Below are 25,475 nucleotides of genomic sequence, written 5' to 3' on the forward strand. Positions count from 1 at the left end.
TTCCTGTGTCCAAGGACATTGCACTTGGTATTTTAATCGGTGGCGCGGTGTCGTCCACTCTGGGTGCTGCAGTTGGCAAAACCACGGGCCTGATTAGCGGCCTCAAGGCCAAGGCCGAGGACGCGCGCGGCCTGCAGGCCCTGATCGGCCGCACCCAGCAGTTGCAGCGCGAATACAGCGAGACATTCAAGTCCGGCGGCAAGGGTGTCGACAGCTTGCGTCGACAGATCGATCAGCACAATGCTGCACTGAAAAAAGCCGGCATTGACGTGGGGGCACTCGACCGCAGCTACGCGAAGCTGGGGCGCACCGTCAAAGGTATCCAGTGGCAGACCGCTGGCATCGGCAACATGCAGGAAGGCGCCAAGCTCGGGCGCACGGCCGTTACCGGCCTTGGCATGGCTGCCATGCCGACCAAGGCCAGCGGGGACTATCAGTCGGAAATTCGCGACATTGCCATCAAGGGCGGTATTGCGGGGCAAGGAGAAGAGCAGGAACTGGACCGTCTGGTCCGTGCTGCGGCTGCGCGCCAGAAAGTCAACCAGTCCGAACTGGCACGCTCAGTCAATGGCCTGGTTACTCAGGGGATGGATTGGAAAGAGGCGACGGGTTACGGCGATCTGCTTGGCGAGTTGACCGTCGGTCAGAAAATGGATGCGGGTGACGCGGCCCAACTGATCTACGCATTCAAGGAAAACGGTGTCAAACAGTCCGAAATGCGCAAGGTCATGGGCGAGATCGCCGTAGCCGGCGACCTTGGTGCCTTCGAGTCGGACAAGATGGCCAAGTTCCTGCCGGAACTGATGGCGACCGTCGGTGGCATGGGGATGAAAGGACAGGAGGCTGCACGTTACCTGGCGGCCAGTCTGCAAGCGCAGATCAAGCTGACCGGGAATGCCGACAGTGCTGCCAACAACCTGAAGAACCTGCTCAGCAAGATCATTTCTCCGGAGAGCAACAAGAAATTCGCTGATGCCGGCATTGATCTGCAGGGCTCCATGGAACAAACCATGCGCGCCCATGGTGATGGGCCGATTGCAGCCTTTATCCGGCTGGCAGAACACCTGGCCACCAAAGGCGACAAAACCCGCGCAAAGAAGATCGAAGCGCTGAAAGCCAAGGTCAAAAATAGCCAGGGTGACAAGAAAGCCGAAGAGGAGGCGCTTTCGGCCTACATGCAGGCGGCGGGTCTGGGGGAGGTCATTTCTGACATGCAGGCACGTTCCGCCGCGCTTGCGCAGATCAAGTACGCCGACCAGATCCAGTCCGATCTGGACAAAATCAAGGCGACCGATGGTGGTGCCAAACTCGCCAAGGACAAATCGGCGCGCGATCAGACCTCGAACCGCAAGTGGGAAATGGCTGCCAGTGAATTCAGCGGCGCCATGATATCGCTTGGTGACGCGATCCGGCCCGTTACCGATGCCGCTGCGGATCTGGCCGCCGGTGCCTTGCATCTGGGAAGTTCGCTGATGCAGGACAAGCCGTGGCTGGGACTTGCTGCCGTCGCGGGGGGGCTGGGCACGCTGGCCTGGTCTGGCAAGAAAATCGTGACAGGCGGTACGCAATGGGTCGCCGGTAAAGCCATGGAACGGTTCGGATTGAAGCTGCCGACGGACAAGCCCGGCCGTGGCGGATTGTCTATTCCTGGCGTTGACGGGAAAGGTCCGGGGAGTGCCGCCGGTGCGCAGCGGGTGTTCGTCACCAACTGGCCGGGGGGCGGCATCTCGGGCGGGGACGGTCCGGACGCGGGCGGCAAGGGCAAGCCCGGGGCGCGTGCCGGCCGGGCTGGGCGCTTTGGCCGTCTCGGCAGTGCGCTCGGCCGGGCTGGTGGCTTCCTCGGCCGCAACGCCGGCGGCATTCTGGCGGCCGGCACGGCGGCCTATCAGGTCTACGACACCTATGCGAACGCCAGGACTGGCAAGGAGAAGGGGGCCGGCTACGGCAGTGCGGCCGGTTCGCTGGCCGGCGGCCTCGCGGGCGCCAAACTCGGTGCCATTGCCGGCACGCTTGCCGGGCCGATCGGCATGGCTATCGGTGGCGTACTGGGTGGGGCCATCGGCACGTTTGCCGGTAGCAAACTCGGCAGTACGGTAGGCGAAAAAATCGCCACGGCCGAACACAAGGCGCCGACCGGCGGGCCACGGCTTGGTAATGCGATCGGCGGCCGGACCGTGGTGGCCGAAACGATACCTGTTGCTGGCGTCCGCCCTGTGCCGGCCGTTGTCGTCCCGCCGAAACTGGTTGCGCCCGCCCGCGCGGTGCCACCTGTCGTGCCGACGACAGTGGCGGCGACAGCCGCCGGATTGCCGGCGTCCCGCCCCGCTAGCAGCGGTGCGTCGGTGAGCAAGACGCAGCAATTTGTTTTCAAGCCCGTCATCCAGATCACGGTCAAGGGCGACGTCAAGGACCCGGCCCAGGTGGCCGCCAGCCTAGCGCCGTACCTGAAGCGGATCTTCGATGGCTGGCAGCAACAGGCCGGCCGCTCGGCGATGTTCGACCCGGTGGGCTGATCTACAAAAGGAATTTTATGGAATACCTGCCGATGCTCAATCTGGCCGCCAATGCCGCCGCGCAGGCGGCTGGCGTCGCCCGGTTGCCGGGCGCGGTGCGCGACCTTGCCAGCGCCGTCAGCCAGGCCGACAGCGCCGCTGTGCTGACACAGAAAGCGGCCGGCCTGCTGACCAGCGCTGCGCCGATGCTGAAGGGGCCTGTCGGCCAGGCCGTCTCGCGAGCGGCCGGCATCATTGATCTGGCAAGCAAGGACCTGTCCGCTGCCGGCGCCCAGGTGCTGCAGGAGGCCGGTGCCCGGCTCGGCGCCGCCAGCGGCATGCTGAAACGTGCCATTGGCGGCTCGCTGGGCAATCTCGCCGGTGGGCTGTCGGTGCAGAACCTGGCGCGCAGCGCCCTGTCTACTGCCGGGCTGAAGTTTAACGATGCGCCGGCATCGTCGTTCCAGCTGGAGATCGCCGGCGAGAAGGGGCAGCTGTTTCGGTTTGCCCTCGGCCAGGCTGCATTCGACCAGTTGCGCCGATCGAACAAATTCAACAACCCGGCGCAGGAACGGCTGCAGCGTACGCAGGCACTGCAGGCGGTCAGCCGTGGCGGCAACACCCTGACCCTGAGCGGCGCCGTCTTCCTGGCGGCGCACGGCAGTGGCCACCTCAACGCACTGCGTGCCATCGGCGACCGGCTGGAGCCGGTCACCCTGACCACCGGCTACGGCGAACTGCTGGGCCGGTGGTACCTGAACAGCATCGACGAAGAGCAGAGCCATTTCTTCAGGGACGGTGCGCCGCGCAAACAATCGTTCACCCTGGAGTTCGGACTGTATGGCGACGACTATCAGAACCTGTGACGGCGACATCCTCGACACATTGTGCCAAGCGCACTACGGGCACCTGAATGGCTGTGTCGCCATGGTGCTGGAAGCGAACCGGGGGCTGGCGGCCGAGCGCCAGCCGTACCGTGGCGGAGTGGTGATCGAGCTGCCGGATCTGCCGGCGCCGACGCGGGAGGTGGTGACATTGTGGGAGTGAGGGGAGCCTATCGAGATAGATAGAGATGTTTGTCGAGAAAGCTATCCGATGCTTTGGCAAGATCTTTTATGAATCTGATGGCTTTTTCGAGCTCATCCCTTTTTATCAGATGCGCCGCAGGTTGATCGTTGCTTGGTTGCTTTGAGCGGTGAACGGCATCGCCACGTTTTGATATTAAGCTGTTCAAGGTTGTTTTTGCTTTTTCGGGGGTGTAATTTGCCCAGGCCCATCCAGTGGTAATATCCAAATCAAGGTAATCAACGAATAGTTTTTTTGTTTTTTCGGATGAGGGGTTATGAAATTGCTTGAGCTCTTGCTGTAGCCGCTTGAATACAAAATTTCCAACATAGCTGCCACTTACTGCGCTTAGTTTTTTGTTCATGTCTTCGACTACGCGGTCTTCAACATAGGTCTCCCATGCTGTGAGAGCCATTACAAGTCCAGCTCTTTTTAAAACTTCCGCATTGGCTGGAGGAGGATTGCAATTGATTGAATCGAAGTGAGCCAGGAGTTCTTCTGCGTCCTTGATAGCATATTCGAAATTGTCAATGGCGCTAGGCATGGTCATCGTAAAAGTAGTTTAAATGCATTCATCATAACACTGCTGCTAGAACATCTCTAGAAGGATCGATTGATGCGCCCAGATTTCCAGATCCTCGCCGACGGCAAGGACGCCACCGCCCAGTTTCGCGACCGACTGATCAATATGAAAGTGACCGACAAGGCTGGCGTCGAGAGCGATGAAGTCGAAGTCACGCTCGATGACCGCGATGGCGCTATCACGCTGCCGCGTCGTGGAGTGACGATTGACGTCAGCCTCGGCTATCGCGAAACCGGGCTGAGCCGGATCGGCAAGTACAAGGTCGACGAGGTCGAAAGCAGCAGCCCGCCACAGCAGATCGTTATCCGGGGCCGGCCTGCCGACATGTCAGGTGGTCTGAAAACGGCCCGCAAGCATTCCTGGGAAAACACCACGCTGGATCAGGTGGTGCGTACCGTCGCGTCCCGCAACAAGCTGACACCGGTGTGCCAGGTTAAAGCCGCCATCGACCGCCTCGACCAGATGAACGAGAGCGATCTGCACTTCATCACCCGCATCGCGCGCCAGTACGACGCGACCGCATCGGTCAAGGGCGGCAAGCTGCTGGTGCTGCCGCGTGGCGGACAGGCGAAAAGCGCCAGCGGCAAGACATTGCCGGTCATCGTGCTGACCCGCAAGGACACCAAAAGCTGGCGCTGGAGCGCGAGCGACCGCAATGCCTCGGGCGGCGTCAAAACCAAAACCCACGACCCGAAGACCGGCAAGACCCTCGCGGTCCTGGTTCCGGACAAATCCAACCCGGACGGCCCGGTGCGGGTCGTCCGCCACCCGGTGCCGGCGAAGGGCAGGGCGGCCGCGACCGCCAAGGGGGCGCTGGATCGGGGCAACCGCTCGACCATCACCCTGTCGCTGACCCTCCCGGGTCGCGCCGATCTGGTCGCCGAACGCCAGGTACGGGTGAGCGGCATCAAGTCGGGCGTCGATGGTCTGTATCCGATCGAGAGCGTGACCCACGACTACAGCGCCGGCGGCTGGTCGACCAGCGCCGAGCTGGGCGTCAGCAAGGAAACACTGAAAAAGACCCGGGAAAAGAAGGGCAAGAAGAAAAAGAAGGCGAACACGCCGAAGGTGATCACGCCCTGAGCGTGATCAATGGGATTCAGGGGCAAACCGGCCGCATTCGTGCGGCTTTTTTTATGGAAGGTTCACCGTGACACAAACATTCCGCCGCCGCAGCTGGCAGTTTCTGGCAGCCATCGCTGCCGGCCTTATCACCCTGCTGGTATTCCGCAACCTGATCGTTGCCGGGTTGTCAGCAGCGCTGGCCGGCCTATCGGCCCAGGCCGTCGCTGCCGTTGCCGGCAAGGCGGCGACTGGTGCGGTGCCACCGGTCCACATCTCGGCCGCCAGCGGCGCCTTCGTCGGCTCGCTGTTCCTGCTGCTGAACCTGCGCGGCCGTGCCTGGCCGGAAAAAAGCATGCTGCTGACCGTGTCGGCCGGCGGTTCGTATTTCGGCGGCGTGGCGGCATCGGAATTCTGGGCGCTCGGCCCTGGTGGCGTCGGCTTTGCTGGCATGGTGTGTGGCGTGCTGCTGATCCCGATCGCCGACGCTGCGATGGCGGTGCTGAAAGATGTCGGCTGGATCAAGCGCCTGCTGTTCGTCAGATTGGGTGGCCAGCGCGACGCCGGCGACAGCGAACAGTAATCAAGTCATTCCATTCAGAAGCCCCGCTCCGTCGGGGCTTCATCATTTTCGGAGATGCCAATGTCAGACATCACACTCGACCAACTCAAGCGCATCCTGCCGCAGGCCGGCGCCCGGGCCGCGACGTTCCTGCCGCACCTGAACGCCGCCATGGCGCAGTACGCCATCACCACGCCGGCACGCCAGCGTGCATTCCTGGCGCAGATCGGGCACGAGTCCGGCCAGCTGCGCTACACCCGCGAACTATGGGGGCCGACCGCCGCCCAGTCGGGCTACGAGGGCCGGCGCGACCTCGGCAACACTGTTGCCGGTGACGGTCGCCGGTTCATGGGGCGCGGCCTGATCCAGGTGACCGGCCGTGCCAACTACGGCACGACGTCGCAGGCGCTGTTCAGCGATGACCGCCTGTTGCGCCAGCCGGAGCTACTGGAGCAGCCGGAGCTGGCCTGCCTGTCGGCGGCGCTGTTCTGGAGCCAGCGGGGGCTGAACGCACTGGCTGATCGCGGGGACTTCGCCACCATCACCCGCCGCATCAATGGTGGGCTGAACGGCCAGGCCGACCGGCTGGCGCTGTTCCAGCGTGCGCAGGCGGTGATTGTATGACCGCCGCGCTCTATCGCTACGCCGCCGGCGCACTGGCCATCCTCACGCTGCTGTCCGGCGTCTGGTGGCACGGCCACAGCCGAGGCGATGCCGGCGTGCAGGCCGAATGGGATGCCGCTCAGTCTGCCGCTGATCGGGCTGAACTGGTCGCGCGCAATGCCGCCATCGTCGAAGCGCTGCAGATCGAGCGTCGGGCGGTGGCGGCGCAGCAGGCCCGCGCGACCGCGCGCGAGGAAAAACAGAGAGTCATTACACGGGAGGTTGTACGGTATGTTGAACGGGAAAATGCAGTGCGGACCGCTGGTGGCGATGTGCCTATGCTGGACGCTGACTGGGTGCGGATCCACGACGCCGCTGCCCGACCGGCAGATGGCGCAGCCGAGCCCATTCCTGATGAGGCCGCCGGGCCAGCTACAGCCGGTGCTGCGCTCGACGCCGTCACCGGCAACTATACCCAGTGCTACCTCTGGCGCGACCAGGTAATCGGGTGGCAGGAGTGGTGGAAGATGGCGCCGTCGTCCGGCAGCTGAGCGCGTGCCAGGCGGTGGTGCGGGCCGATCGCCTCATTGCCGATTCAGGTCGCGGATCGACTCCAGGCGCGCGCATGCGCCGTGCGGAACCTCGCGCGTGTCGATAGTGTACGGACAGCCCCAGCGATGCCAGACGACGGAGCCGTCGCGCATCAGCACGGGCAGGCGAGGGTAGCGGTCGGCAAATCTGCTGACCGTGCCGGCGAATTCGAGAGCGGAACACATGAGGGTAAGGTAGCCCGGGCGAGCGCTCATTGCGAGCGATGGGCGGGCCGATCCGGATGGATCGGCCTGAAGTGGGGGTCACGTTGGATCAGTCGAGCTGCATTTGATACGCTCAGCCCACCATTCGAGCATCTGCCGGCGCTGGGTGATGTACTCGGCACGGTTGTATGCCGCCCGGGTCTTGTTCGGGTCGACGTGGGCAAGCGCCGCCTCGATCACGGCGGATTCAAATCCGGCTTCATGCAGCGTGGTCGACGCCAGTGCCCGCAGCCCGTGTGCCGTGGTCGGAATGCCGAGCCGCTTCAGCGCGACATTGGCCGTTCCCTCGCTGGCATGAGTCTTGGGGTCGTTTCGCCCGGGGAATACATGCTCTCGGTGACCGCTGATGGGGCGCATCCGTTCCAGAATGCTGGCCACGGCCGGAACGATCGGGATGACATGCTGCCGGCGGCGCTTCATCCGCTCCGGCGGGATGACCCACATATCACCGTCAATTTCGTCCCAGCGCATGCCGGCCGCTTCCATGGGGCGTGTCATGGTCAGCAACTGCAGCGTGATCATCAGATAGGTCTGGGTTTCGATCTTGTCGCTTTGCAGCCCGGTGACCAGGGCCGGGAGCTGGTCAGGTGGCAGGGCGCGGAAATTTGCCGGCTTGGCCTGGGCGAAAGCACCGTTGATGCCGACGGCCACGTTGTTCTCTACCAGGCCTCGCGCCAGCGCAAAGGCGAGAACCTGGGTGATGGTATGCCGAGCGCGCTGCAGGTACACCAGCGCACCACGCGCTTCCATTGGCGATAGCGCATCAACGACCATGCGCGCAGTGATCTGGTCAACCGGCCAGTCTCCGAGGAACGGGAAAACGTTGGCCTCCAGCACGCGCCAGACTTGGTCCGCGTAGGACTCGGTCACGGAGTCGCGCCAGCGCTCGTTCCATTGCGTAGCTACGGCGCGAAATGTGGCCACCTGTGAATGGCGTGCCTTTTCGGCCTTGGCCATGGCTGACGATTTCGGGTTTTTTCCCGCCAGCAGATCTGCCCGGATGACGTCGCGCTTTGATCGGGCGTCGGCCAGGCCCACTTCCGGGTACGGCCCGATGGTGATGGTATCCAGCTTCTTGTCGTGGGGCCGTCTGTACTGGATGCGCCAGACCTTCCTGCCGGTCGGCATAACCCAGAGGGCGAGTCCACCGCCGTCGGTGAGCTTTACGACTTTCTCGCCAGGCTTGGCGGCATTGATCCGGGAGACGGAGAGGGGTGGGACTGTCTTCGGCATACGGGCGTACCATCACGCTTGTTGGTCGTACCATCAAGGCTACCATCAAAACGTGTTAACGCACCTTAACCAGAATTCACGAGACTTAAACGAAAACCGCCGTGAACATTGAGCTTCAGCGCATTTGCTTGGCTCATGTTCACGGCGGTTTTTCATTTTCTGGCGGAGGCGGTGAGATTCGAACTCACGGACGGCGCGAACCGTCGCTGGTTTTCAAGACCAGTGCCTTAAACCACTCGGCCACACCTCCGGGGAAGGCGCCGCAGTATACCCGCGGCGGCGCCGGATCGCCAGTGGCGCGGGGGTTAACGGGCGCTGGCTGGCCAGACAAAGGTCAGGTGGCGGCTGCCTCTGGCCGGGATGGTCACGTTCTGGCTGCGGGCTGCGCCATCCAGCGTGGCCTCGACGCGATAGCTGCCCGGTGGCAGCTTCACCAGCATGAACGGGCCGCTGCTGTTGGCCGCGAACACTTTCTTGCCCTTGGCAGTGCGGATGGCAATGTCTACGTCGGCAACAAACACGCCGCCGGTGCGGGACGCCTGCGCCAGCTCGATGGTCAGGGGATAGTGGCGGGCCGCGGCCTTGATGGCGGCAACTTCGTCACTGCCGATACCGCCGCTGATATAGGCGATATTGTCAGCCTGCTGTACCGGCGGCAGGGCGCCGTCGTCGGCCAGCGCAGTGGCTGACAGCAGGGAGCCGGCCACAAGGGCGGCGAGAAGCGATTTGCTAGTGGATTTCATCATGCGTAGTCCTTTTCATGCGGGGTGATTGGACTCGCCGGCGCGGGGGAAGCCATCGGCTTCGCGACCGGCACAAACTGGCCGGGGGCCGGACCATGCATGCAATGCGGGGAAGCGGTCCGTGACACCCGGGCACGTAGACACTACATGGAGACGGCAGGGGCCGATCTCAAGCCCTGACCGGCATCCGGTCGCGATCGCCGAAGCGCAGGTTCAGCATCAGGGCGGCAAGCATGACGGCAGCACCGGCCAGCAGGCGTGGCAGATTGGCGTCGCTGTGCCAGAGCAGCAGGTTGATCAGCAACCCGGCCGGGATGTGCATATTGTTCATGATGCCGAGCGTGCCGGCATCAACCAGGCAGGCGCCCTTGTTCCACAGATAAAAGCCCAGCGCCGATGCGCCCAGTCCCATGAACACCAGCACGCCCCATTGCGTGGCATCGGTCGGCAGCCGGGCCGGGTTGCCGAACGCCAGGTACGACGGCAGGGCAACCAGCAGCGCGCCGGCAAAGAAGAAACCGAAGGTGCGGTGCTGCGGCTGGCCGCTCGGGTAGCGCGCCACCAGGTGCTTGTAGCCGACCTGGCCGGCGGCAAAGGTCAGATTGGCCAGTTGCAGCAGCAGAAAACCGGTGAGGAAGTGGCCGCTGAGATTGTCGTAGCGGATGATCAGCGAGCCGAGCACGGCGGCGATGGCCGAGGCGGTGGCCCATGGTGAAAAGCGGCGGGCGAGGGCATCGTTGATCAGCGTGATGTAGACCGGGGTGAAAATGGTGAACAGCAGCACTTCCGCCACGCTCAGAAAACCGTAAGCTCGATACAGCAGCAGATAGGTGATGCCGAACTGCATTGCGCCGGCCAGCACGGTGCCGACAATAAAGGGGCGCGGTACGCCGCGCCAGCGCAGAAAGGGCAGAAAAGCCAGCCCGGCCAGCAGCACGCGGGTCAGCACGGCAAAGTCGCTGTCGACCCGGCCGGCCAGAAACACGCCGATCAGATTGAATGAAACGGCCCAGAGCAGGGTGACGAAAACCAGATAGCGCACAGTGGCATTACTCCGAAAAATCAGCCGGATCAGCCGTCTGCCGGCGGTGGCAGGCCGCGCTGCCGGTGGGCGTCGGCCAGATGTTCGCGCAGACAGGACGGGCACAGGCAGTTGCTGCCGGCATCCGGTGGCAGGACCTGCGGCAGGTCGGCACACCAGCATCCGCCGGTCTGGCCGCCGCTGCCACAGGAGAAGCCGGCACCGCAGCGCGGGCAGAAGCTGTCTGCCGGCAGCGGTTCGGCAATCAGCCGTGCCCAGACCGCCCGTTGCTGTGCCGGCGTGCTGGTCGACCAGGCGGCGATTTCGTCACGGGTGCGCCGGCAACCGAGGCAATAGCGCCCGTCGGCATCCAGCTGGCAGCGCTGTACGCACGGGGACGGCACGGGATCAGAAAAAGTGTCAGGCATGGCCGGCGGCGTGGAAGGACAAGGCTGCCATTCTACGCCAGCGCCAGCCACAGGCCGAACGGGACGAACGCGATGCTGGCCAGGTTGCCGATCAGTACGATGGCGGCCATCCGGTCCGGTTCCTGACGGTAGTGCTCGGCCATCAGGAAATTCAGCACCGCCGGTGGCAGCGAGCCGAACAGATAGACCTGCGCGCGCATTGCCGGGTCCAGTTGCAGCAACGGCACCAGCACCGCGGCGGCCAGCAGACCGGTCAGCGGGCACAGCACGGCGCCGAGCAGGCCGATACGCCAGCCGGACAGCCTGGCATCGACCATGCGTACTCCGAGCGCGAACAGCATCAGCGGGATGGTTACGTCGCCCATCATCTTGATGCCGATCATCAACGGTTCCGGCAGATGCAGATCGAGAATGCCGAACAGCAGCCCGGCGGCGGTGGCAATCACGATCGGGTTTTTCAGCAGGCCGGTAAAGCGGGTCTGGCGGCAGAAAACAAAGGCGCCCAGGGTGAAGTGCAGCAGGTTCGACACCACGAACAGCATCACCGAGGCATTGAATCCCTCGCGGCCAAAGGCCAGCAGCGCCAGCGGCAGGCCCATATTGCCGCAGTTGTTGAACATGGTCGGCGGCAGCAGTGTGCGCGGGCTGATGCCGGCCAGCCGGCTGACCGGCCACGCCAGCAGACCGGACAGGACGACGATGCCGATGGCGGCCGGAATCAGTTTCCAGTTCGCCGCCAGATCGAAATCGCGTGCGGCCAGCGCGGAGAACACCAGCATCGGCACGCAGATGTCCATATTGATGCGGTTGGTCGCGCTCATGTCCGGGCGGGCACGGCGGCCGTACAGCCAGCCGATCAGGATCATCAGCAGGACGGGAAGGATGATGGTGACGATGCGGACAAGCATTCGGGCAAGCCAGTTGACGGACCCCGGCATTCTATCCGCGCCGATCCGGTTGTTGTTGTCGGTGGACGCGTCCACAATAGCGCGTTTCGAGAACGACCCAAGGATCCCCATGCGCAAGCTTCGTACCCTGGCCACTGCCCTGATGTTCATCCCGCTGTTCGCCTGCGCGGTGGAAGGCGATGGCAATACGGCGGCGGTGAAGAAATCGTTCGAGCAGAAATTCCCGCAGCGGGAAGTGCAGTCGGTCAGTGCGTCGCCGGTCAAGGGCGTGTACGAAGTGGTGCTGGCCGGCCGCCAGATTGTCTACACCGACGCCAAGGTCACCCATCTGTTCGTCGGCGACCTGATCGACGTGCAGAACAAGAAAAGCCTGACCGAAGAGCGCATGGCCGCGCTGAGCAAGGTCAGCTGGGCCGATCTGCCGCTGGAACTGGCGATCAAGGACGTGCGCGGCGACGGCAGCCGCAAGCTGGCGGTGTTCTCCGATCCGGACTGCCCGTTCTGCAAGCGGCTGGAACGCGACAGCCTGCCGGGTCTGAACAACGTCACCATCTACACCTTCCTGCTGCCGCTGACCGAGCTGCACCCGGACGCGATGAACAAGTCGAAGAAGATCTGGTGCAGCAAGGACCGGCTGGCGAGCTGGACCGGCGTCATGCGCGACGGCAAGGCGCTGACCGGCGACGGCAACTGCGATACCGCCGCGCTGGACCGCATCCAGGCGCTGGGCAAGAAGCTGGGCGTGACCGGTACGCCGGCGCTGGTGTTCGGCAATGGCCAGCTGGTGGCCGGTGCGATCCCGCGCGACGACATCGACAAGCTGCTGTCGAGCAAGTAAGCATCTGCACCTCAAGAAACCGTCCGGCGTTGCCCCGGACGGTTTTTTTACTCCTTGTCCGTCGACCGGCGCATCTTCAGCGCCTGGGTGGCGGCGTGGCGGGCGTCGTCTTCGCTGTGCAGGTATTTGCGCGTGGTCTGGATGCTGGCGTGGCGCAGGTTCTGGCTGACGACCAGCAGCGGTACGCCGGCATCGAGCTGGTGCGAGGCCGAGGTGTGCCGCAGCCAGTGGGTCGAGGCCGCTTCCAGCCGGCTGGCCAGATGGCGGTCATGGCTGCGGAACAGTGCGGCAGCGCGCAGGAACACCTGCTTGACGATCAGGTAGATCGCCGTCGGCGTCAGCGTGGTGTACTGGCCGCGCCCGATGACCCGGCACACCAGCGGCGTGGCCTCGCCCGGCAGCGGCAGCGGCGACAGGCCGAGGTGGCCGCGATAGCGTGCGAGCGCAGCGAGCAGGTCCTCGCTGACCGGGATGTCCCCGATCTTGTTGCCCTTGCCGAGCACCCGCCACCACCACAGCCCGTTGCGCTGGAAAATGTCGCCCATGGTGGCGCGCGCGACTTCCGAGCGGCGGACGCCGGACAGGTACAGCAGGTGGAACAGCCAGCGCGCGCGTTCGTAGTGTCGCTGCTCGCGCTCGGTTTCCATCGGCAGTTTCTCCAGGCTGTCGAGAACCGCCTCCCATACCTCGTGCTCGAAATAGCGCTCCAGCGGTGCATCGGCCATGACGCCGCGTGACTTGCGCCGCGACAGCGCCAGCGGATTGGCGTCCAGATAACCGGCGTCGTACAGGTATTTGAACATCGCGCCGAGAATGACCAGCGCCTGCTTGATGCTGGACGGCTTCAGCGGACCGGTGAACGGCTTCCAGTCCGGATGGTCCTGCGGCCGCGCCGGGCCGGTCCATTGCGCTGCCGGCTGCGGATTGGCCAGAAAGCGCTGGTAGTCGAGCAGGTCCTCGCGGCGCAGCGTGCGCAGCTCGCGGCCGCGGTCCTGCGCCCACAGCAGCAGACGGCGCGATTCCTTGCGATAGTTGGTCAGGGTATGCGGCGAGTCCTCGAACTCGCGCAGCCAGGTGATGATGGCGGCGACGTCGTCGCGGGCCTCGATCAGCAGCGGCCGCTGGGCGCCTGCACGCGGGTCGTCGGTCACGACGGACCGGCGGCCATCGCCGGGCAGCAGCGATGGCGGGCGGCTCATGCCGGTGTTCCGTCATCGGACGCGTATTCGGTCCGCAGTCGTACCAGTTGCTGCTCCAGCGCCGCTTCGCGTGCGGCCTGTCGCTGCTCGCGCGCAGTGGCATCAAGCAGCCGCGCTTCCAGCTCGGCCTGGCGGGCCAGTTGCGCTTCGGCGCGCGCTTCCAGCAGGGCGCGTTCGCGTTCGCTGCCAAGCAGCCGCTCGTGCCAGTGGGTCTGTGCGCTGGCCAGTTCCTGGCGCAGATCGGCGATCAGGACATCCTGGCGCTTTTTTTCCTGCTCGTGTTCGAGCCGCTCGCGATCGGCCTGCTCGTACAGCATGGCACGCAGCCCTTCCAGCCGTTCATAGGCCAGCGCCTCGCGCTTCTCGCCATCGGTCACCGCCAGCGCCAGACGCTGTTCCGCCTGCCGTTCCTGCTCGGCCAGGGCGTCGGCGTGTCGCTGGGCGGCCGTCTGCAACTGTCCGGACAGGGTGTCGTGGTCGCGGCGGGCACGGTCCAGCGCGGCTTCCAGTTCCGCTACCTGCTGTGCCAGTCGTTCGCCGGCCTGTTGCTGTGCCAGCAGGGCGTCCTGCACGCGGGCCAGCTCGGCCTGCGCCTGCTGCCGGGCCGCGTCGGCATCGAGCAGCGCCGCTTCCTGGCGGGCGAACTCGCCGCGCAGGGCGTCGAGCTCGGCACTGACTTCCTGTCGCAGTGTGTCGAGCTGGCGTTCCGCCTGCTCGCAGGCAGTCTGCCACAGCGTGTCCATGGCATCGCCGAGCACACCGGGCCAGTCCGGCCGGCGGGTGCTGGACGACACCCGGGCCAGGAACCACTGGCGCCAGGCCCGCAGCTCATTGTTGATGGTGGTGTTGGAGCCGGTGCCGAGGCGCTCGCGCACATTGACCACCGTGGGCCAGGTGCCTTCGGCCACCAGTTGCTGGGCAGTGGCGCGAATGCGCGAGGCAATATCGCTGGAGGGCATGGCGGGCAGGGTCATGGCGGGGGCGGAGGACGGAATCGGAATGAGCGAATTGTACGTTATTTAATGAGCGACATGATTTTCGTTACCCGGGCCGGCGGTGGCCGTCTGACCTGGCGCAGGCATTGCGCAGCCCGTTGCTGCCAAGGTCGCTGTTTGCGGCGACAATGCGCGGATGACAACACTCTGCATCCTGTACGCCGGTGGCACCATCGGCATGGTGCCGGGCAAGCAGGGCCTCGAGCCCCGTCCCGGCGTGATGAATGCGGCGCTGGCACCGCTGATTCCGGCCGGCATAGACTGGGAACTGGTCGAATATGCGCCGCTGATCGATTCGTCGAACGCGGCGCCGGCCGACTGGGGGCGGCTGGCGGCCGACCTGGCTGCACGCCGTGAGCGCTACGACGGCTTTGTCGTGCTGCATGGCACCGATACGCTGGCGCACACTGCCTCCGCGCTGGCCTTTCTGCTGCCGGGCTTCGGCAAGCCGGTGGCGGTGACCGGCTCGATGCGGCCGCTGTTCGAGCCCGGCTCGGACGCGCCGGCCAATGTGGCGCTGGCGATCGCTGCCGCCAGCCACGACCGGCTGGCCGAAGTGGTGGTGCCGTTTGCCGGGCGGGTATGGCGCGGCTGCCGGGTCCGCAAGGCCGACAGCGCCAGTGATGACGCCTTTTTCGCCCCGAATGATGCCCCGCTGTACGCCGACGGACGGTGGTTTCCCGAGCGGCTGCTCGCGGTGGACGCCGCCGGTTTCCGGCCGCGCGCGACCCGGCTCGACCGGGATGTGGCGCTGATCTGGCTGGCGCCCGGCGCCACCGTGACCGCCGCCGCACAAACGCTGGCGCTGCCCGGGCTGGCCGGCGCGGTGCTGGTCGGCTATGGCGCCGGCAACGTGCCGGACCGGCTGGCGCCAGCACTGGCACAGGCTGCCGCCCGCGGTGTGGTGCTGGCCAGCGTGACCCAGGCCTGGCGGGGCGGGGTTGCCCCCGGCTGCTACGCGGCCAGTGCCGCGCTGGCCGCTGCGGGTGCGGTGCCATGCGGCGACATGACGCCGGAAGCGGCCCTGGCCAAACTGACCGTGCTGCTGTCCGACCTGGACGATGCGGGCGCGGTGCGGGCGGCAATGGCTGCCGTGGCCTGCGGCGAACGCCGGGCCGATGCCTGAAGCAGGCGACCCCCGTCGGCCGTTTCCCTTTAAAATTCGCATCCGGGCCGCAATCTACCGTTGCGGTGGCCCATGATGATCAGACAGGACCGTAATGAATCAGACTTTTACCCTTTCCGGCGAATACATCGCCTTGTGCGACCTGCTGAAAGTATGTGGCGTGGTCGATTCCGGTGGCGCAGGCAAGCTGCTGGTGGCGCAGGGTGACGTTCGCGTCGACGGACAGGTCGAACTGCGCAAGACCTGCAAGATCCGCGCCGGTCAGCGGGTCAGCGGTGACGGCTTCTCGATCCGGGTCGAGGGCGCCACGGCGTGAATCCCGTGGTCGACGATCCGGAACCCTTGCCGCCGGAACCGCCTGGCGACAATGAATGCTGCGAGTCCGGCTGTGAGCGCTGCGTGTGGACCGTCCATGCCGAGGCGATGGATGCATGGCGGGCCGCGCATGCGGAATGGAAGCTGCGCGAACTGGAGCGTGAACTGCAGGCCGGCGAGTGACGGCGCTTTCGTCGTCATGCCCGGCGCTGTTAACATGTTGATCTTTACGCCCTTCACCCTGGCCGCATGATTCCCCTCGACCTGCATTGCCACTCCACCGCCTCGGACGGCGCCCTGAGCCCGACCGATCTGGTGACGCGCGTCGCCGGTCGTGGCGGACGCGTGCTGGCGCTGACCGATCACGACTGCACCGCAGGCCTGGCCGAGGCGCGCGCGACGGCCGCCGCGCACGGCATCCGCTTTATCAATGGCGCGGAAGTCTCGGTGACCTGGCGCAAGCGGACGCTGCATATCGTCGGTCTTGGCATCGATCCTGATTGCCAGGTTCTGGCCGACGGCCTGTACTCGATCCGCCATGGTCGCGTCGACCGCGCCCGTGAAATGGCGGCTGACCTGATCCGGGTCGGCATCGACGATGCCTTTGCCGGTGCAATGCGTTTTTGCAGCAATCCGGAAATGATCGGCCGTACCCATTTCGCCCGCTATCTGGTGGAAAGCGGCAAGGCCAAGGACACCCAGCAGGTGTTCAAGCGCTATCTGGTCGAAGGCAAGCCGGGCTTCGTGCCGTTCGAATGGGCGGCGCTTGGCGATGTGGTCGGCTGGATTCGCGCGGCAGGCGGCATTGCCGTCATTGCCCACCCGGGTCGCTACAAGATCGGCAAGCGGCTGATGCTCGAACTGGTCGAGGAATTCAAGGCTGCCGGCGGCGAGGGCATCGAGGTGGTCAGCGGCAGCCATTCGGCCAGCGAGATTCCCCAGTTCGCCCATCTGGCCCGTTCGCAGGAACTGCTGGCGTCCAGCGGCAGCGATTTCCATGCGCCGGGCGAAGGCGGGCGCGATGTCGGCTATACGCTGCCGTTGCCGGCGGGTTGCGTGCCGGTCTGGGAACGGCTTGGCATCGTTGCCGGCGACTATGAAAAATAGTCCTGCGGCGGCGCATTCGCACCGTCGTCCCTACTGAATACATACCGAAGAAAATGGCACAGTTCTTTTCCATTCATCCCGAAACGCCGCAAGGACGCCTGATCCGCGATGCGGTGAAGATCCTGCGCGAAGGCGGGGTGGTCGCCTATCCGACCGATTCCTGTTATGCGCTGGGCTGCCGGCTGTCCGACAAGCAGGCGATGGAACGCATCATCGCCATCCGCCAGCTCGACCTGCGCCACCATTTCACCCTGGTCTGTCGCGACCTGTCCGAACTCGGCACCTATGCCAAGGTCGACAACGCCACCTACCGGCTGCTGAAGGCGGTCACGCCGGGGCCCTATACCTTCATTCTGCAGGCGACAAAGGAAGTACCGCGCCGCACGCTGCACCCGAAGCGGCAGACCATCGGCCTGCGCGTGCCCGACCATCCGGTCGCGCTGGCGATGCTGGAGGAAATGGGCGAGCCGATCCTGTCCTGCACGCTGATGCTGCCGGGCGACGACCTGCCGCCGACCGATCCGTACGAAATCCGCGACGTGCTGGACAAGCAGCTCGACGCCATCATCGACGGCGGCTACTGCGGCGTGGAGCCGACCTCGGTCATCGACCTGACTTCCGGCGCGCCGGAACTGATCCGCGCCGGTGCCGGCAAGCTTGCTGCCTTCGGCCTCAGCGCCGCCTGACCCTGTTGCCCGGCCGGAGCCCGCTCCGGCCGACCCTTGCCAGAACTGACCGTTCGCCGGGAACTCCATGACCGACTACGCCGACCTGATCCAGAAAATCGCCATCTATGCGCTGCCGGTGCTGTTTGCCATCACCGTGCACGAGGCCGCGCACGCCTATGCGGCCAAACGCTACGGCGACAATACGGCCTTCATGCTCGGGCGCATGACGCTGAATCCGCTTAAACACATCGACCCGATCGGCACCGTGCTGCTGCCGATGCTGTCGCTGGCGCTCGGTGGCTTCCTGTTCGGCTGGGCCAAGCCGGTACCGGTCAATTTCTCCGCGCTGCGCAACCCGAAGCGGGACATGCGCTATGTGGCGCTGGCCGGTCCGCTGGCCAATCTGCTGATGGCCATCGTCTGGGCGCTGATGTACAAACTGGCGCTTTATACCGACGGCTATTTCACCGACCCGCTGATGCTGATGGCCTCGGGTGGCGTGGCGATCAACGTCACACTGATGGTGCTGAACCTGATTCCGATCCCGCCGCTCGATGGCGGGCGCATCCTGGTCAGCCTGCTGCCGCCGCGCCAGGCCTATACCGTGTCGCGCATCGAGCCGTACGGCATGTGGATCCTGATTGCGCTGCTGTTTACCGGCGCCCTGTCGGTGATCATGCGACCGTTCCAGGCACTGCTCTATAGTTTCCTCAACCTGTTCATCTGACCCGCAAAGAGAGTCTCCTCCCTTCATGTACCCCGAACGCGTTCTATCGGGCATGCGCCCGACCGGCAGCCTGCACCTTGGCCATTATCATGGCGCCCTGAAAAACTGGGTGCGGCTGCAGTCCGAGTACGAGTGCCTGTTTTTCGTTGCCGACTGGCATGCGCTGACCACCAGCTACGAAGATCCGTCGATCATCGGCCGCAGCACCTGGGACATGGTCATCGACTGGCTTGCCGCCGGCGTGGACCCGTCGCGGGCCACGCTGTTCATCCAGTCGCGGGTACCGGAACACGCCGAGCTGCATTTGCTGCTGTCGATGATCACGCCGCTGTCGTGGCTGGAACGGGTGCCGACCTACAAGGACCAGATCGAAAAACTGTCGCACAAGGATCTCGGCACCTACGGCTTCCTTGGCTATCCGCTGATGCAGTCGGCCGACATCCTGATCTATCGCGCGACCTTCGTGCCGGTCGGCGAGGACCAGATCCCGCATATCGAGATTACCCGCGAAGTCGCCCGCCGCTACAACCATATCTACGGGCGCGAAGCCGGCTTCGAAGAGAAGGCCGAGGCCGCCATCCGCAAGATGGGGCCGAAGCGCGGCAAGCTGTATGAGGAACTGCGCACCCGCTACCTGCAGGACGGTGACGAGGAAGCGCTGGAATCGGCGCGCGCGCTGCTGGCCGATACGCAGAACCTGAGTCATGGCGACCGCGAACGGCTGTTCGGCTTCCTGGAAAACAAGGGCAAGGTGATCCTGGTCGAGCCGCAGACGCTGCTGACCGAGGCCAGCCGGCTGCCGGGCCTGGACGGACAGAAAATGTCGAAAAGTTACGGCAACGGCATCTTCCTGCGCGAAGAACCGGACAGCGTCGGCCGCAAGATCCGCTCGATGCCGACCGATCCGGCCCGCGTGCGCCGCACCGACCCGGGTACGCCGGAGAAATGCCCGGTCTGGCAATTGCACCAGGTCTACTCGACCGACACGACCCGTACCTGGGTCCGCGAAGGCTGTACCAGCGCGGGGATCGGCTGTCTGGACTGCAAGCAGCCGGTGATCGATGCCGTGCTGGCCGAGCAGCAGCCGATGTTCGAGCGCGCGCAGCCGTATCTGGACGACCCGTCGCTGGTGCGCAGCATTGTCGCCGACGGCTGCGAACGGGCACGCAAGCTGGCGCAGGACACCATGCGCGACGTGCGCGAGGCCATGGGTCTGGGCTACCAGTAATCACGGGGGCCGGCGTGCACGCCGGCCGGGAGGAGAAGTCTTGAGCGCACCGCTGCAACTGCCGCTGGCCCTGGTGTTCGGCGAGCCGGTCACCGAGGCGCCGCAGGACCTGTTCATCCCGCCGGATGCGCTGCGCGTCATCCTCGAAAGTTTCGAGGGGCCGCTCGACCTGCTGCTGTACCTGATCCGCAAGCAGAACCTGAACGTGGTCGACATTCCGATGGCGCGCATCACCGCGCAGTACATGGAATACATCGAGACCATGCTGACGGCGCGGCTGGAACTGGCCGCCGAGTACCTGCTGATGGCGGCGCTGCTGATCGAAATCAAGTCGCGCATGCTGCTGCCGAAGCCGCCGTCCGAACTGGAAAACGAAGTCGAGGACCCGCGCGCCGAACTGGTGCGCCGGCTGCTTGAGTACGAGCAGATGAAGCTGGCGGCACTGGAACTCGACCGGTTGCCGCAGGCCGAGCGCGACTTTGCCTGGCTGGCGATCCTGGTCGAGCAGAGCGCGGAAAAACGCCTGCCGGAGATCGGCGTCGCCGACCTGAAGCAGGCGTGGATGGCCATTCTCGCCCGTGCCCGCCATCACAAGCATCACCAGATCCAGCAGGACGAGCTGTCGGTGCGTGAACAGATGAGCGCCATGCTGCGCATCCTGGCGCTGAAACCGTTTGTCGAATTCGGCGAACTGTTCGTGCCGGAGCTCGGCGTCAGCCATGTGGTGGTCAACTTCATCGCCATGCTGGAACTGGCGAAGGAGGGCATGGTGGTCATCAGCCAGGACCAGGCCTATGCCCCGATCTACGTGCGACTGTCGGTGCAGCCGGTGGCGCGTGCGGCCGGCTGAGCCCGGCCGGTCGCTGACGAGCTGTCCGGGCCGGCATCGTCCGGCCAGTCCATGTCCCGCGTGTCGCCCATCATGAACGGCCGGTTCGCGTCCATGGCCGCACGCAGGTAGTCCCACAGCGCGGCGACACGGGCCAGGTGGCGGCGCTCCTGCGGTGCCACGATCCAGAACTGGCGCACTACCTGGACGTCGTGCGCCAGCACCGGCAGCAGGCTGTCGCTGTGGCTGGCGAGAAAACACGGCAAGACCGCCAGCCCGAAGCCGCGCTGGGCCGCGGTGAACTGGGCGATCACGCTGCTGCTGCGCACATTCAGCCGCGCGCCGGGCGCGATATCGCCGAGATAGCGCAATTCCTCACTGAACAGCAGGTCGTCGGCGTAACCGATGAGCGCGTGCGCTGCCAGATCGTCGCGCTGGCGGATCGGCGCATGGCGTTCCAGATAGCCGGCAGTGGCATACAGGCCGAGCCGGTAGTCGGTCAGCTTGCTGACGATATACGGGCCACTCTGCGGCCGCTCGATCGAGATCGCCACATCGGCCTCGTGCTTGGACAGATTGACGAAGCGCGGCACCGGCAGGACATCGGCGGCGATCTGCGGATGGCGATGGCAGAAGTGCGCCAGCAGCGGCGCCAGTACATAACTGCCGAAGCCCTCGGTCGCCCCGACCCTGACCCGACCGAACAGCTGCCGGTCATGGCCGGCGACATGTTCCGTCGCCTGCTGCAGGGTGCTTTCCATCTGCCGCGCGTATTCCAGCAACTGGTAGCCCTGCGGCGTCAGCGCCGCGCCCTGGTTGTTGCGCTCGAACAACTGGCTGCCCAGCTGCTGCTCGAAACGGCGCAGCCGCCGCGACACCGTTGAGTGGTCCATGCCCAGCCGCCGCGCCGCCTGTACCAGCGTCTCGCTGCGGGCAATCTCCAGAAAGACACGCAGATTGTCCCAGTCCATCTTCTATCTCCCTTTATGCGGCGCTGCAATATGAGGCCCGCTGTGCATTTTTGCACAGTTGCATTGGCTGTGTGCCTATTGTCCAACAATCCGGCAACCCCTAGTATCGACCTGCCTGCCCAAGGCGGCGACGCCACGCCATTCCGCTCCGGCAGAGAGCAAGCCGGCGTCGCCAGGAGACAGCGCACTGCTGATGCAGCGCGCCCACAGGAGGAGATCACATGAATGGTATCCCGCACGCGGTGGCCCTGTGCCGCCGGTCCCTCATCGCCAGTGCGCTGGCCTGCGCCTTTGTCGCCGCGCCGGCCCTGGCACAGATTCCCGGCAACACCGTCCGCCTCGGCGTGCTGACCGACATGTCCGGCAACTATGCCGGCATGGGCGGCAAGGGCTCGGTCATTGCCGCCAATATGGCGATCGAAGACTGCCTGAAGGCCGAATGCAAGGGGCTGAAGATCGAGCTGCTGTCGGCCGATCACCAGAACAAGGCCGATGTCGCCGCAGCCAAGGCGCGCGAGTGGATCGACCGCAACAAGGTCAATGCGCTGGCCGACCTGACCAACTCGGCGGCCGCGCTGGCCATCCAGAAGCTGGCGCTGGACAAGGGGGTTATCGCGCTGTACAGCGGCCCGGCCACCACCCGGCTGACCAATGAGGACTGCTCGCCATACGGCTTCCACTGGATGTTCGACACCTACTCGCAGGCGGTCGGCACGGCGGCGGCGCTGACCCGGCTCGGGCAGAAGTCATGGTATTTCGTCACCGTTGACTACGCATTCGGCCAGTCGCTGGAGCAGGACGCCGGCGACGTGGTGAAAAAGCTCGGCGGCACGGTGGTCGGACGCATCCGCCATCCGCTGAATACCAATGATTTTTCGTCGTACCTGATGCAGGCGCAGGCGTCGAAAGCCCAGATGATCGGTCTGGCCAGCGGCGGCCAGGACACGGTCAACGCGATCAAGCAGGCGCGCGAATTCGGTGTCGGCAATAGCCAGAACCAGCGGCTGGCCGCCTTGCTGCTGTTTCTGTCCGACGTGCATGCGCTCGGTCTGAAGACCGCGCAGGGGCTGACCTTTGCCGACGGCTTCTACTGGGATTTCGATGAGCGCACGCGTGCGTTCTCGAAGCGCTTCGAGGCCCGTTTCAGCGGCAACAAGCCGACCATGGTCCAGGCCGGCGTGTACTCCAGTGTCTATCATTACCTGAAGGCGGTCGCCGCCAGCCAGAGCGTGGATGCGGCCACTGTGGCGAAGAAAATGCGCGAAATTCCAATCAGCGACCCGGTGATGCGCAATGCGTCCATCCGGCCCGACGGGCGGGTGATCCACGATATGTACCTGTTCCAGGTCAAGACGCCGGCCGAGTCGAAGGCGCCGTGGGACTACCTGAAGCTGGTGACTCCCATTCCGGCCCGGCAGGCATTCAAGCCGCTCGATCCCGGCACCTGCAAGCTGCTGAAACCTGTCTGATCCGGCCGTTCCCCGGCGGAGAAGGCGGGGAACGTGCGACCCTTTATCAAGGAGAGCCCCAATGAGTTCGTCCAGCATTCCGAACATCCCGCTGTTTATCGGCGGCCTGCCGGTCCAGTCGAAAACCACCGAGTGGCGCGATGTCGTCGACCCGGCCACCCAGGAGGTGGTCGCCCGCGTGCCGTTCGCGACCGGGGACGAAGTCCGGCTGGCCATCAGCAATGCCCGCGATGCGTACGCCAGCTGGCGGCAGACCTCGCTCGGCCAGCGCATGCGCATCATGCTGCGGCTGCAGCAACTGATTCGCGACAATGTCGGGCCGCTGTCCAGCCTGATCACCCGCGAGCACGGCAAGACCCTGCCGGATGCCGAGGGCGAAGTCATGCGCGGACTGGAGGCAGTCGAGCATGCGTGCGCGATCACCACCCTGCAGCAGGGCGAGTTGGCCGGCAATGCCGCCGGGGGCGTCGATGTGTACACCCGGCTGCAGCCGCTCGGCGTGGGCGCCGGCATCACCGCGTTCAATTTCCCGGTCATGCTGCCGTGCTTCATGTTCCCGATGGCCATTGCCTGCGGCAACACCTTTGTGCTGAAGCCGTCCGAACAGGACCCGTCCTCGACCATGCTGCTGGTCGAGCTGGCGCACGAAGCCGGGCTGCCGCCGGGAGTGCTGAATGTGGTTCATGGCGGACCGGAAGTGGCCGGCATGCTGTGCGACCATCCCGATATCAAGGCGCTGTCGTTTATCGGCTCGACCGCGGTCGGCACCCAGATCTACCGCCGTGCCAGCGATGCCGGCAAGCGGGTGCAGGCGATGATGGGCGCCAAGAACCACTGCGTGGTGATGCCGGACGCCAACGCGTCGCAGGCGATCAACCACCTGCTCGGTTCGGCGTTCGGCGCCGCCGGCCAGCGCTGCATGGCCAACTCGGTCGCGGTGCTGGTGGGGACCGCGCGCGACTGGCTGCCGGAAATCGCCGACCGCACCCGCGCCATGCGGGTCGGCCCCGGTACCGACCGCGAAGCCGACCTCGGCCCGCTGGTGTCGCCGGCGGCAAAGCGCCGGGTCGAGCAACTGATCGACAGCGGGGTGGAGCAGGGCGCGACGCTGCTGGTCGATGGTCGTGACTGCAAGGTCGACGGCTATCCGGACGGCAACTTCGTCGGGCCGACGCTGTTCGCCGGCGTCAGTGCCGATATGGACATCTATCACCAGGAAATTTTCGGCCCGGTGCTGTGCGTGGTCGAGGTCGACACGCTGGAGGAAGCGATCCGCTTCATCAACGCCAATCCGAACGGCAATGGTACGTCGATCTTCACCTCGTCCGGCTGGGCGGCGCGGACGTTCGAGCAGGATATTGATGTCGGCCAGGTCGGCATCAATGTGCCGATCCCGGTACCGGTCGCCTATTTCAGCTTTACCGGTTCGCGGGCATCGAAACTGGGCGACCTGGGGCCGAACGGCAAGCAGGCGGTGCAATTCTGGACCCAGACCAAGACCGTGACCGCGCGCTGGTTCGAGCCGGACGCCGATGCGGCGGGCCGCATCAACACCACCATTTCCATGCACTGAGCCGGAGTCTCGTCATGTCACACACCATCGCTTTTATCGGTCTGGGCAATATGGGTCTGCCGATGGCCAGAAACCTGCTGGCGGCCGGGCATGCCGTGCGCGGCTTCGACCTGGTCGCTGCCGCGCTGGAGCAACTGGCCGCGGCCGGCGGACAGATCGCGGCATCGGTCGCCGATGCCGTGGCCGGCGCGGATGTGGTCATCACCATGCTGCCGGCCAGCAAGCATGTCGAACAGTGTTATCTGCCGGCGGGCGGCATCCTCGACACCGCCGCACCCGGCACGCTGCTGGTCGACTGCTCGACCATTGCCCCGGACAGCGCGCGCCGGGTGGCGGAACAGGCGGCCGAACGCGGCTTCGACATGATCGATGCGCCGGTGTCTGGCGGGACGGCCGGGGCCCGCGACGGCAAGCTGACCTTCATGGTCGGCGGTGACGCTGCCGCACTGGAGCGGGCGCGGCCACTGCTGGAGATCATGGGGCGGGCGGTGTTCCATGCCGGTGGCCATGGCGCCGGCCAGGCGGTGAAAGTCTGCAACAACATGCTGCTCGGCATCCAGATGATCGGCACCTGCGAGGCCATCCGGCTTGGCATCGCCAACGGGCTCGACCCGAAGGTGGTGTCGGAGGTGATGCGCCAGAGCAGCGGCCACAACTGGGTGCTGGACGTCTATAACCCGTGTCCTGGCGTGATGGAGGGCGTGCCGGCGTCGCGCGACTACGGTGGCGGGTTCGGTGTCGATCTGATGCTGAAGGACTTGGGTCTGGCCGAACAGAGCGCGCTGGCCAGCCAGGCCTCGACGCCGATGGGCGCGCTGGCGCGCAATCTGTTCGATCTGCACAGCAAGAACGGGGCCGGCGGACTCGATTTTTCCAGCATTTTTCGTATGCTGGGCCGACAGGATCCGTCCTGAC

28 protein-coding genes and 1 tRNA gene are annotated in these 25,475 nt (G+C 65.2%); 19 read left to right on the forward strand and 10 right to left on the reverse strand.

Annotation, left to right across the window (positions count from 1 at the left end):
• The first annotated feature begins 5 nt into the window (after window positions 1-5).
• Genes ACYVG8_RS06550 through ACYVG8_RS06560 form a run of 3 tightly spaced genes read left to right on the forward strand, consistent with a single transcriptional unit; the run spans window position 6 to window position 3,539 of the window.
• Entirely contained in the window at window positions 6-2,513 is a 2,508-nt protein-coding gene (locus ACYVG8_RS06550) for a phage tail tape measure protein (protein ID WP_460745231.1), read from the forward strand.
• Window positions 2,514-2,530: 17 nt separating this feature from the next.
• Complete coding sequence (locus ACYVG8_RS06555; RefSeq protein WP_460745232.1) at window positions 2,531-3,358, forward strand: phage tail protein; 828 nt, start codon at window positions 2,531-2,533, stop codon at window positions 3,356-3,358.
• Entirely contained in the window at window positions 3,333-3,539 is a 207-nt protein-coding gene (locus ACYVG8_RS06560; RefSeq protein ID WP_107890082.1) for a tail protein X, read from the forward strand. Before ACYVG8_RS06555 ends, ACYVG8_RS06560 begins: the two co-directional genes overlap by 26 nt.
• A 7-nt stretch (window positions 3,540-3,546) precedes the next feature.
• Here ACYVG8_RS06560 and ACYVG8_RS06565 read toward each other — a convergent pair whose 3' ends face one another.
• Window positions 3,547-4,101, reverse strand: coding sequence for a HEPN domain-containing protein (locus ACYVG8_RS06565; RefSeq protein WP_107890391.1), 555 nt, complete (start codon window positions 4,099-4,101; stop codon window positions 3,547-3,549).
• 72 nt (window positions 4,102-4,173) lie between these two features.
• Here ACYVG8_RS06565 and ACYVG8_RS06570 point away from each other — a divergent pair, with 72 nt between their 5' ends.
• From ACYVG8_RS06570 to ACYVG8_RS06585, 4 genes are all read left to right on the forward strand, one after another.
• Window positions 4,174-5,223, forward strand: a complete 1,050-nt coding sequence (locus tag ACYVG8_RS06570) for a phage late control D family protein (RefSeq protein WP_460745233.1) — start codon at window positions 4,174-4,176, stop codon at window positions 5,221-5,223.
• 67 nt (window positions 5,224-5,290) lie between these two features.
• Window positions 5,291-5,785 (forward strand): hypothetical protein, encoded by a 495-nt coding sequence (locus tag ACYVG8_RS06575; RefSeq protein ID WP_460745234.1) that lies wholly within the window; start codon window positions 5,291-5,293, stop codon window positions 5,783-5,785.
• Window positions 5,786-5,845: 60 nt separating this feature from the next.
• Window positions 5,846-6,388: a glycoside hydrolase family 19 protein gene (locus tag ACYVG8_RS06580; RefSeq protein ID WP_460745235.1), complete on the forward strand. Its 543-nt coding sequence runs from the start codon at window positions 5,846-5,848 to the stop codon at window positions 6,386-6,388.
• A complete protein-coding gene (locus tag ACYVG8_RS06585; RefSeq protein WP_460745236.1) occupies window positions 6,385-6,918 on the forward strand; it encodes a hypothetical protein in 534 nt (177 codons plus the stop codon). The genes ACYVG8_RS06580 and ACYVG8_RS06585 overlap by 4 nt, the downstream gene beginning before the upstream one ends.
• A 303-nt stretch (window positions 6,919-7,221) precedes the next feature.
• Here ACYVG8_RS06585 and ACYVG8_RS06590 read toward each other — a convergent pair whose 3' ends face one another.
• The 6 genes from ACYVG8_RS06590 to ACYVG8_RS06615 all read right to left on the reverse strand — a co-directional run bounded on the left by ACYVG8_RS06590 (window position 7,222) and on the right by ACYVG8_RS06615 (window position 11,515).
• Window positions 7,222-8,415, reverse strand: coding sequence for a tyrosine-type recombinase/integrase (locus ACYVG8_RS06590; protein ID WP_460745237.1), 1,194 nt, complete (start codon window positions 8,413-8,415; stop codon window positions 7,222-7,224).
• 160 nt (window positions 8,416-8,575) lie between these two features.
• A tRNA-Ser gene (locus ACYVG8_RS06595) sits at window positions 8,576-8,665 on the reverse strand.
• 55 nt (window positions 8,666-8,720) lie between these two features.
• Entirely contained in the window at window positions 8,721-9,161 is a 441-nt protein-coding gene (locus ACYVG8_RS06600; protein ID WP_028499178.1) for a peptidase associated/transthyretin-like domain-containing protein, read from the reverse strand.
• A gap of 166 nt (window positions 9,162-9,327) precedes the next feature.
• Complete coding sequence (locus ACYVG8_RS06605) at window positions 9,328-10,200, reverse strand: DMT family transporter (protein WP_460745238.1); 873 nt, start codon at window positions 10,198-10,200, stop codon at window positions 9,328-9,330.
• A 29-nt stretch (window positions 10,201-10,229) separates the two neighbouring features.
• A complete protein-coding gene (locus ACYVG8_RS06610) occupies window positions 10,230-10,607 on the reverse strand; it encodes a cysteine-rich CWC family protein (RefSeq protein WP_460745239.1) in 378 nt (125 codons plus the stop codon).
• 32 nt (window positions 10,608-10,639) lie between these two features.
• Window positions 10,640-11,515, reverse strand: a complete 876-nt coding sequence (locus ACYVG8_RS06615; RefSeq protein ID WP_460745240.1) for an AEC family transporter — start codon at window positions 11,513-11,515, stop codon at window positions 10,640-10,642.
• Window positions 11,516-11,624: 109 nt separating this feature from the next.
• On the opposite strand from ACYVG8_RS06615, the gene ACYVG8_RS06620 reads away from it, so the two are divergent.
• On the forward strand, window positions 11,625-12,353 hold the full coding sequence (locus ACYVG8_RS06620; RefSeq protein ID WP_460745241.1) for a DsbC family protein: 729 nt from the start codon (window positions 11,625-11,627) through the stop codon (window positions 12,351-12,353).
• A 47-nt stretch (window positions 12,354-12,400) separates the two neighbouring features.
• Here the strand turns inward: ACYVG8_RS06620 and ACYVG8_RS06625 are convergent, their stop codons facing one another.
• Both ACYVG8_RS06625 and ACYVG8_RS06630 read right to left on the reverse strand, forming a co-directional pair.
• Entirely contained in the window at window positions 12,401-13,552 is a 1,152-nt protein-coding gene (locus tag ACYVG8_RS06625; RefSeq protein WP_084300033.1) for a tyrosine-type recombinase/integrase, read from the reverse strand.
• Entirely contained in the window at window positions 13,549-14,511 is a 963-nt protein-coding gene (locus tag ACYVG8_RS06630) for a DNA-binding protein (RefSeq protein ID WP_460745242.1), read from the reverse strand. Before ACYVG8_RS06630 ends, ACYVG8_RS06625 begins: the two co-directional genes overlap by 4 nt.
• A gap of 172 nt (window positions 14,512-14,683) precedes the next feature.
• On the opposite strand from ACYVG8_RS06630, the gene ACYVG8_RS06635 reads away from it, so the two are divergent.
• The 8 genes from ACYVG8_RS06635 to ACYVG8_RS06670 all read left to right on the forward strand — a co-directional run bounded on the left by ACYVG8_RS06635 (window position 14,684) and on the right by ACYVG8_RS06670 (window position 20,568).
• Window positions 14,684-15,673, forward strand: a complete 990-nt coding sequence (locus tag ACYVG8_RS06635) for an asparaginase (RefSeq protein WP_460745243.1) — start codon at window positions 14,684-14,686, stop codon at window positions 15,671-15,673.
• Window positions 15,674-15,767: 94 nt separating this feature from the next.
• The gene (locus ACYVG8_RS06640; RefSeq protein WP_028499184.1) at window positions 15,768-15,989 is read left to right on the forward strand and encodes an RNA-binding S4 domain-containing protein; all 222 of its coding nucleotides are present in this window, start codon (window positions 15,768-15,770) and stop codon (window positions 15,987-15,989) included.
• A complete protein-coding gene (locus ACYVG8_RS06645) occupies window positions 15,986-16,171 on the forward strand; it encodes an oxidoreductase-like domain-containing protein (protein ID WP_028499185.1) in 186 nt (61 codons plus the stop codon). The genes ACYVG8_RS06640 and ACYVG8_RS06645 overlap by 4 nt, the downstream gene beginning before the upstream one ends.
• Window positions 16,172-16,237: 66 nt before the next feature.
• Entirely contained in the window at window positions 16,238-17,095 is an 858-nt protein-coding gene (locus ACYVG8_RS06650; protein ID WP_028499186.1) for a 3',5'-nucleoside bisphosphate phosphatase, read from the forward strand.
• Window positions 17,096-17,148: 53 nt separating this feature from the next.
• Entirely contained in the window at window positions 17,149-17,781 is a 633-nt protein-coding gene (locus tag ACYVG8_RS06655; protein WP_028499187.1) for an L-threonylcarbamoyladenylate synthase, read from the forward strand.
• A 67-nt stretch (window positions 17,782-17,848) separates the two neighbouring features.
• A complete protein-coding gene (locus ACYVG8_RS06660; protein WP_028499188.1) occupies window positions 17,849-18,490 on the forward strand; it encodes a site-2 protease family protein in 642 nt (213 codons plus the stop codon).
• Between the two features lie 25 nt (window positions 18,491-18,515).
• Window positions 18,516-19,718: a tryptophan--tRNA ligase gene (locus ACYVG8_RS06665; RefSeq protein ID WP_028499189.1), complete on the forward strand. Its 1,203-nt coding sequence runs from the start codon at window positions 18,516-18,518 to the stop codon at window positions 19,716-19,718.
• Between the two features lie 40 nt (window positions 19,719-19,758).
• Window positions 19,759-20,568, forward strand: a complete 810-nt coding sequence (locus ACYVG8_RS06670; protein ID WP_036385859.1) for a segregation and condensation protein A — start codon at window positions 19,759-19,761, stop codon at window positions 20,566-20,568.
• Here ACYVG8_RS06670 and ACYVG8_RS06675 read toward each other — a convergent pair.
• Window positions 20,523-21,518 (reverse strand): LysR family transcriptional regulator, encoded by a 996-nt coding sequence (locus ACYVG8_RS06675; protein WP_460745244.1) that lies wholly within the window; start codon window positions 21,516-21,518, stop codon window positions 20,523-20,525. The genes ACYVG8_RS06670 and ACYVG8_RS06675 overlap by 46 nt on opposite strands.
• A 221-nt stretch (window positions 21,519-21,739) precedes the next feature.
• On the opposite strand from ACYVG8_RS06675, the gene ACYVG8_RS06680 reads away from it, so the two are divergent.
• The 3 genes from ACYVG8_RS06680 (at window position 21,740) to mmsB (ending at window position 25,474) form a co-directional block, all read left to right on the forward strand.
• Entirely contained in the window at window positions 21,740-22,987 is a 1,248-nt protein-coding gene (locus ACYVG8_RS06680) for an ABC transporter substrate-binding protein (RefSeq protein ID WP_460745245.1), read from the forward strand.
• Window positions 22,988-23,048: 61 nt separating this feature from the next.
• Entirely contained in the window at window positions 23,049-24,560 is a 1,512-nt protein-coding gene (locus ACYVG8_RS06685) for a CoA-acylating methylmalonate-semialdehyde dehydrogenase (RefSeq protein WP_460745246.1), read from the forward strand.
• Between the two features lie 14 nt (window positions 24,561-24,574).
• Window positions 24,575-25,474: a 3-hydroxyisobutyrate dehydrogenase gene (gene mmsB, locus ACYVG8_RS06690; protein ID WP_028499192.1), complete on the forward strand. Its 900-nt coding sequence runs from the start codon at window positions 24,575-24,577 to the stop codon at window positions 25,472-25,474.
• Window position 25,475 lies beyond the last annotated feature (1 nt).

It is taken from the genome of Microvirgula curvata, assembly GCF_054781615.1.

Excerpts from the sequence above, each read along its gene's own strand:
- ACYVG8_RS06555 (WP_460745232.1), top strand. The coding sequence starts at position 2,531 with ATGGAATACCTGCCGATGCTCAATCTGGCCGCCAATGCCGCCGCGCAG.
- ACYVG8_RS06560 (WP_107890082.1), top strand. The coding sequence starts at position 3,333 with ATGGCGACGACTATCAGAACCTGTGACGGCGACATCCTCGACACATTG.
- ACYVG8_RS06565 (WP_107890391.1), bottom strand. The coding sequence starts at position 4,101 with ATGCCTAGCGCCATTGACAATTTCGAATATGCTATCAAGGACGCAGAA.
- ACYVG8_RS06570 (WP_460745233.1), top strand. The coding sequence starts at position 4,174 with ATGCGCCCAGATTTCCAGATCCTCGCCGACGGCAAGGACGCCACCGCC.
- ACYVG8_RS06580 (WP_460745235.1), top strand. The coding sequence starts at position 5,846 with ATGTCAGACATCACACTCGACCAACTCAAGCGCATCCTGCCGCAGGCC.
- ACYVG8_RS06585 (WP_460745236.1), top strand. The coding sequence starts at position 6,385 with ATGACCGCCGCGCTCTATCGCTACGCCGCCGGCGCACTGGCCATCCTC.
- ACYVG8_RS06590 (WP_460745237.1), bottom strand. The coding sequence starts at position 8,415 with ATGCCGAAGACAGTCCCACCCCTCTCCGTCTCCCGGATCAATGCCGCC.
- ACYVG8_RS06600 (WP_028499178.1), bottom strand. The coding sequence starts at position 9,161 with ATGATGAAATCCACTAGCAAATCGCTTCTCGCCGCCCTTGTGGCCGGC.
- ACYVG8_RS06610 (WP_460745239.1), bottom strand. The coding sequence starts at position 10,607 with ATGCCTGACACTTTTTCTGATCCCGTGCCGTCCCCGTGCGTACAGCGC.
- ACYVG8_RS06615 (WP_460745240.1), bottom strand. The coding sequence starts at position 11,515 with ATGCTTGTCCGCATCGTCACCATCATCCTTCCCGTCCTGCTGATGATC.
- ACYVG8_RS06620 (WP_460745241.1), top strand. The coding sequence starts at position 11,625 with ATGCGCAAGCTTCGTACCCTGGCCACTGCCCTGATGTTCATCCCGCTG.
- ACYVG8_RS06625 (WP_084300033.1), bottom strand. The coding sequence starts at position 13,552 with ATGAGCCGCCCGCCATCGCTGCTGCCCGGCGATGGCCGCCGGTCCGTC.
- ACYVG8_RS06630 (WP_460745242.1), bottom strand. The coding sequence starts at position 14,511 with ATGCCCTCCAGCGATATTGCCTCGCGCATTCGCGCCACTGCCCAGCAA.
- ACYVG8_RS06635 (WP_460745243.1), top strand. The coding sequence starts at position 14,684 with ATGACAACACTCTGCATCCTGTACGCCGGTGGCACCATCGGCATGGTG.
- ACYVG8_RS06640 (WP_028499184.1), top strand. The coding sequence starts at position 15,768 with ATGAATCAGACTTTTACCCTTTCCGGCGAATACATCGCCTTGTGCGAC.
- ACYVG8_RS06650 (WP_028499186.1), top strand. The coding sequence starts at position 16,238 with ATGATTCCCCTCGACCTGCATTGCCACTCCACCGCCTCGGACGGCGCC.
- ACYVG8_RS06655 (WP_028499187.1), top strand. The coding sequence starts at position 17,149 with ATGGCACAGTTCTTTTCCATTCATCCCGAAACGCCGCAAGGACGCCTG.
- ACYVG8_RS06660 (WP_028499188.1), top strand. The coding sequence starts at position 17,849 with ATGACCGACTACGCCGACCTGATCCAGAAAATCGCCATCTATGCGCTG.
- ACYVG8_RS06665 (WP_028499189.1), top strand. The coding sequence starts at position 18,516 with ATGTACCCCGAACGCGTTCTATCGGGCATGCGCCCGACCGGCAGCCTG.
- ACYVG8_RS06675 (WP_460745244.1), bottom strand. The coding sequence starts at position 21,518 with ATGGACTGGGACAATCTGCGTGTCTTTCTGGAGATTGCCCGCAGCGAG.
- ACYVG8_RS06680 (WP_460745245.1), top strand. The coding sequence starts at position 21,740 with ATGAATGGTATCCCGCACGCGGTGGCCCTGTGCCGCCGGTCCCTCATC.
- ACYVG8_RS06685 (WP_460745246.1), top strand. The coding sequence starts at position 23,049 with ATGAGTTCGTCCAGCATTCCGAACATCCCGCTGTTTATCGGCGGCCTG.
- mmsB (WP_028499192.1), top strand. The coding sequence starts at position 24,575 with ATGTCACACACCATCGCTTTTATCGGTCTGGGCAATATGGGTCTGCCG.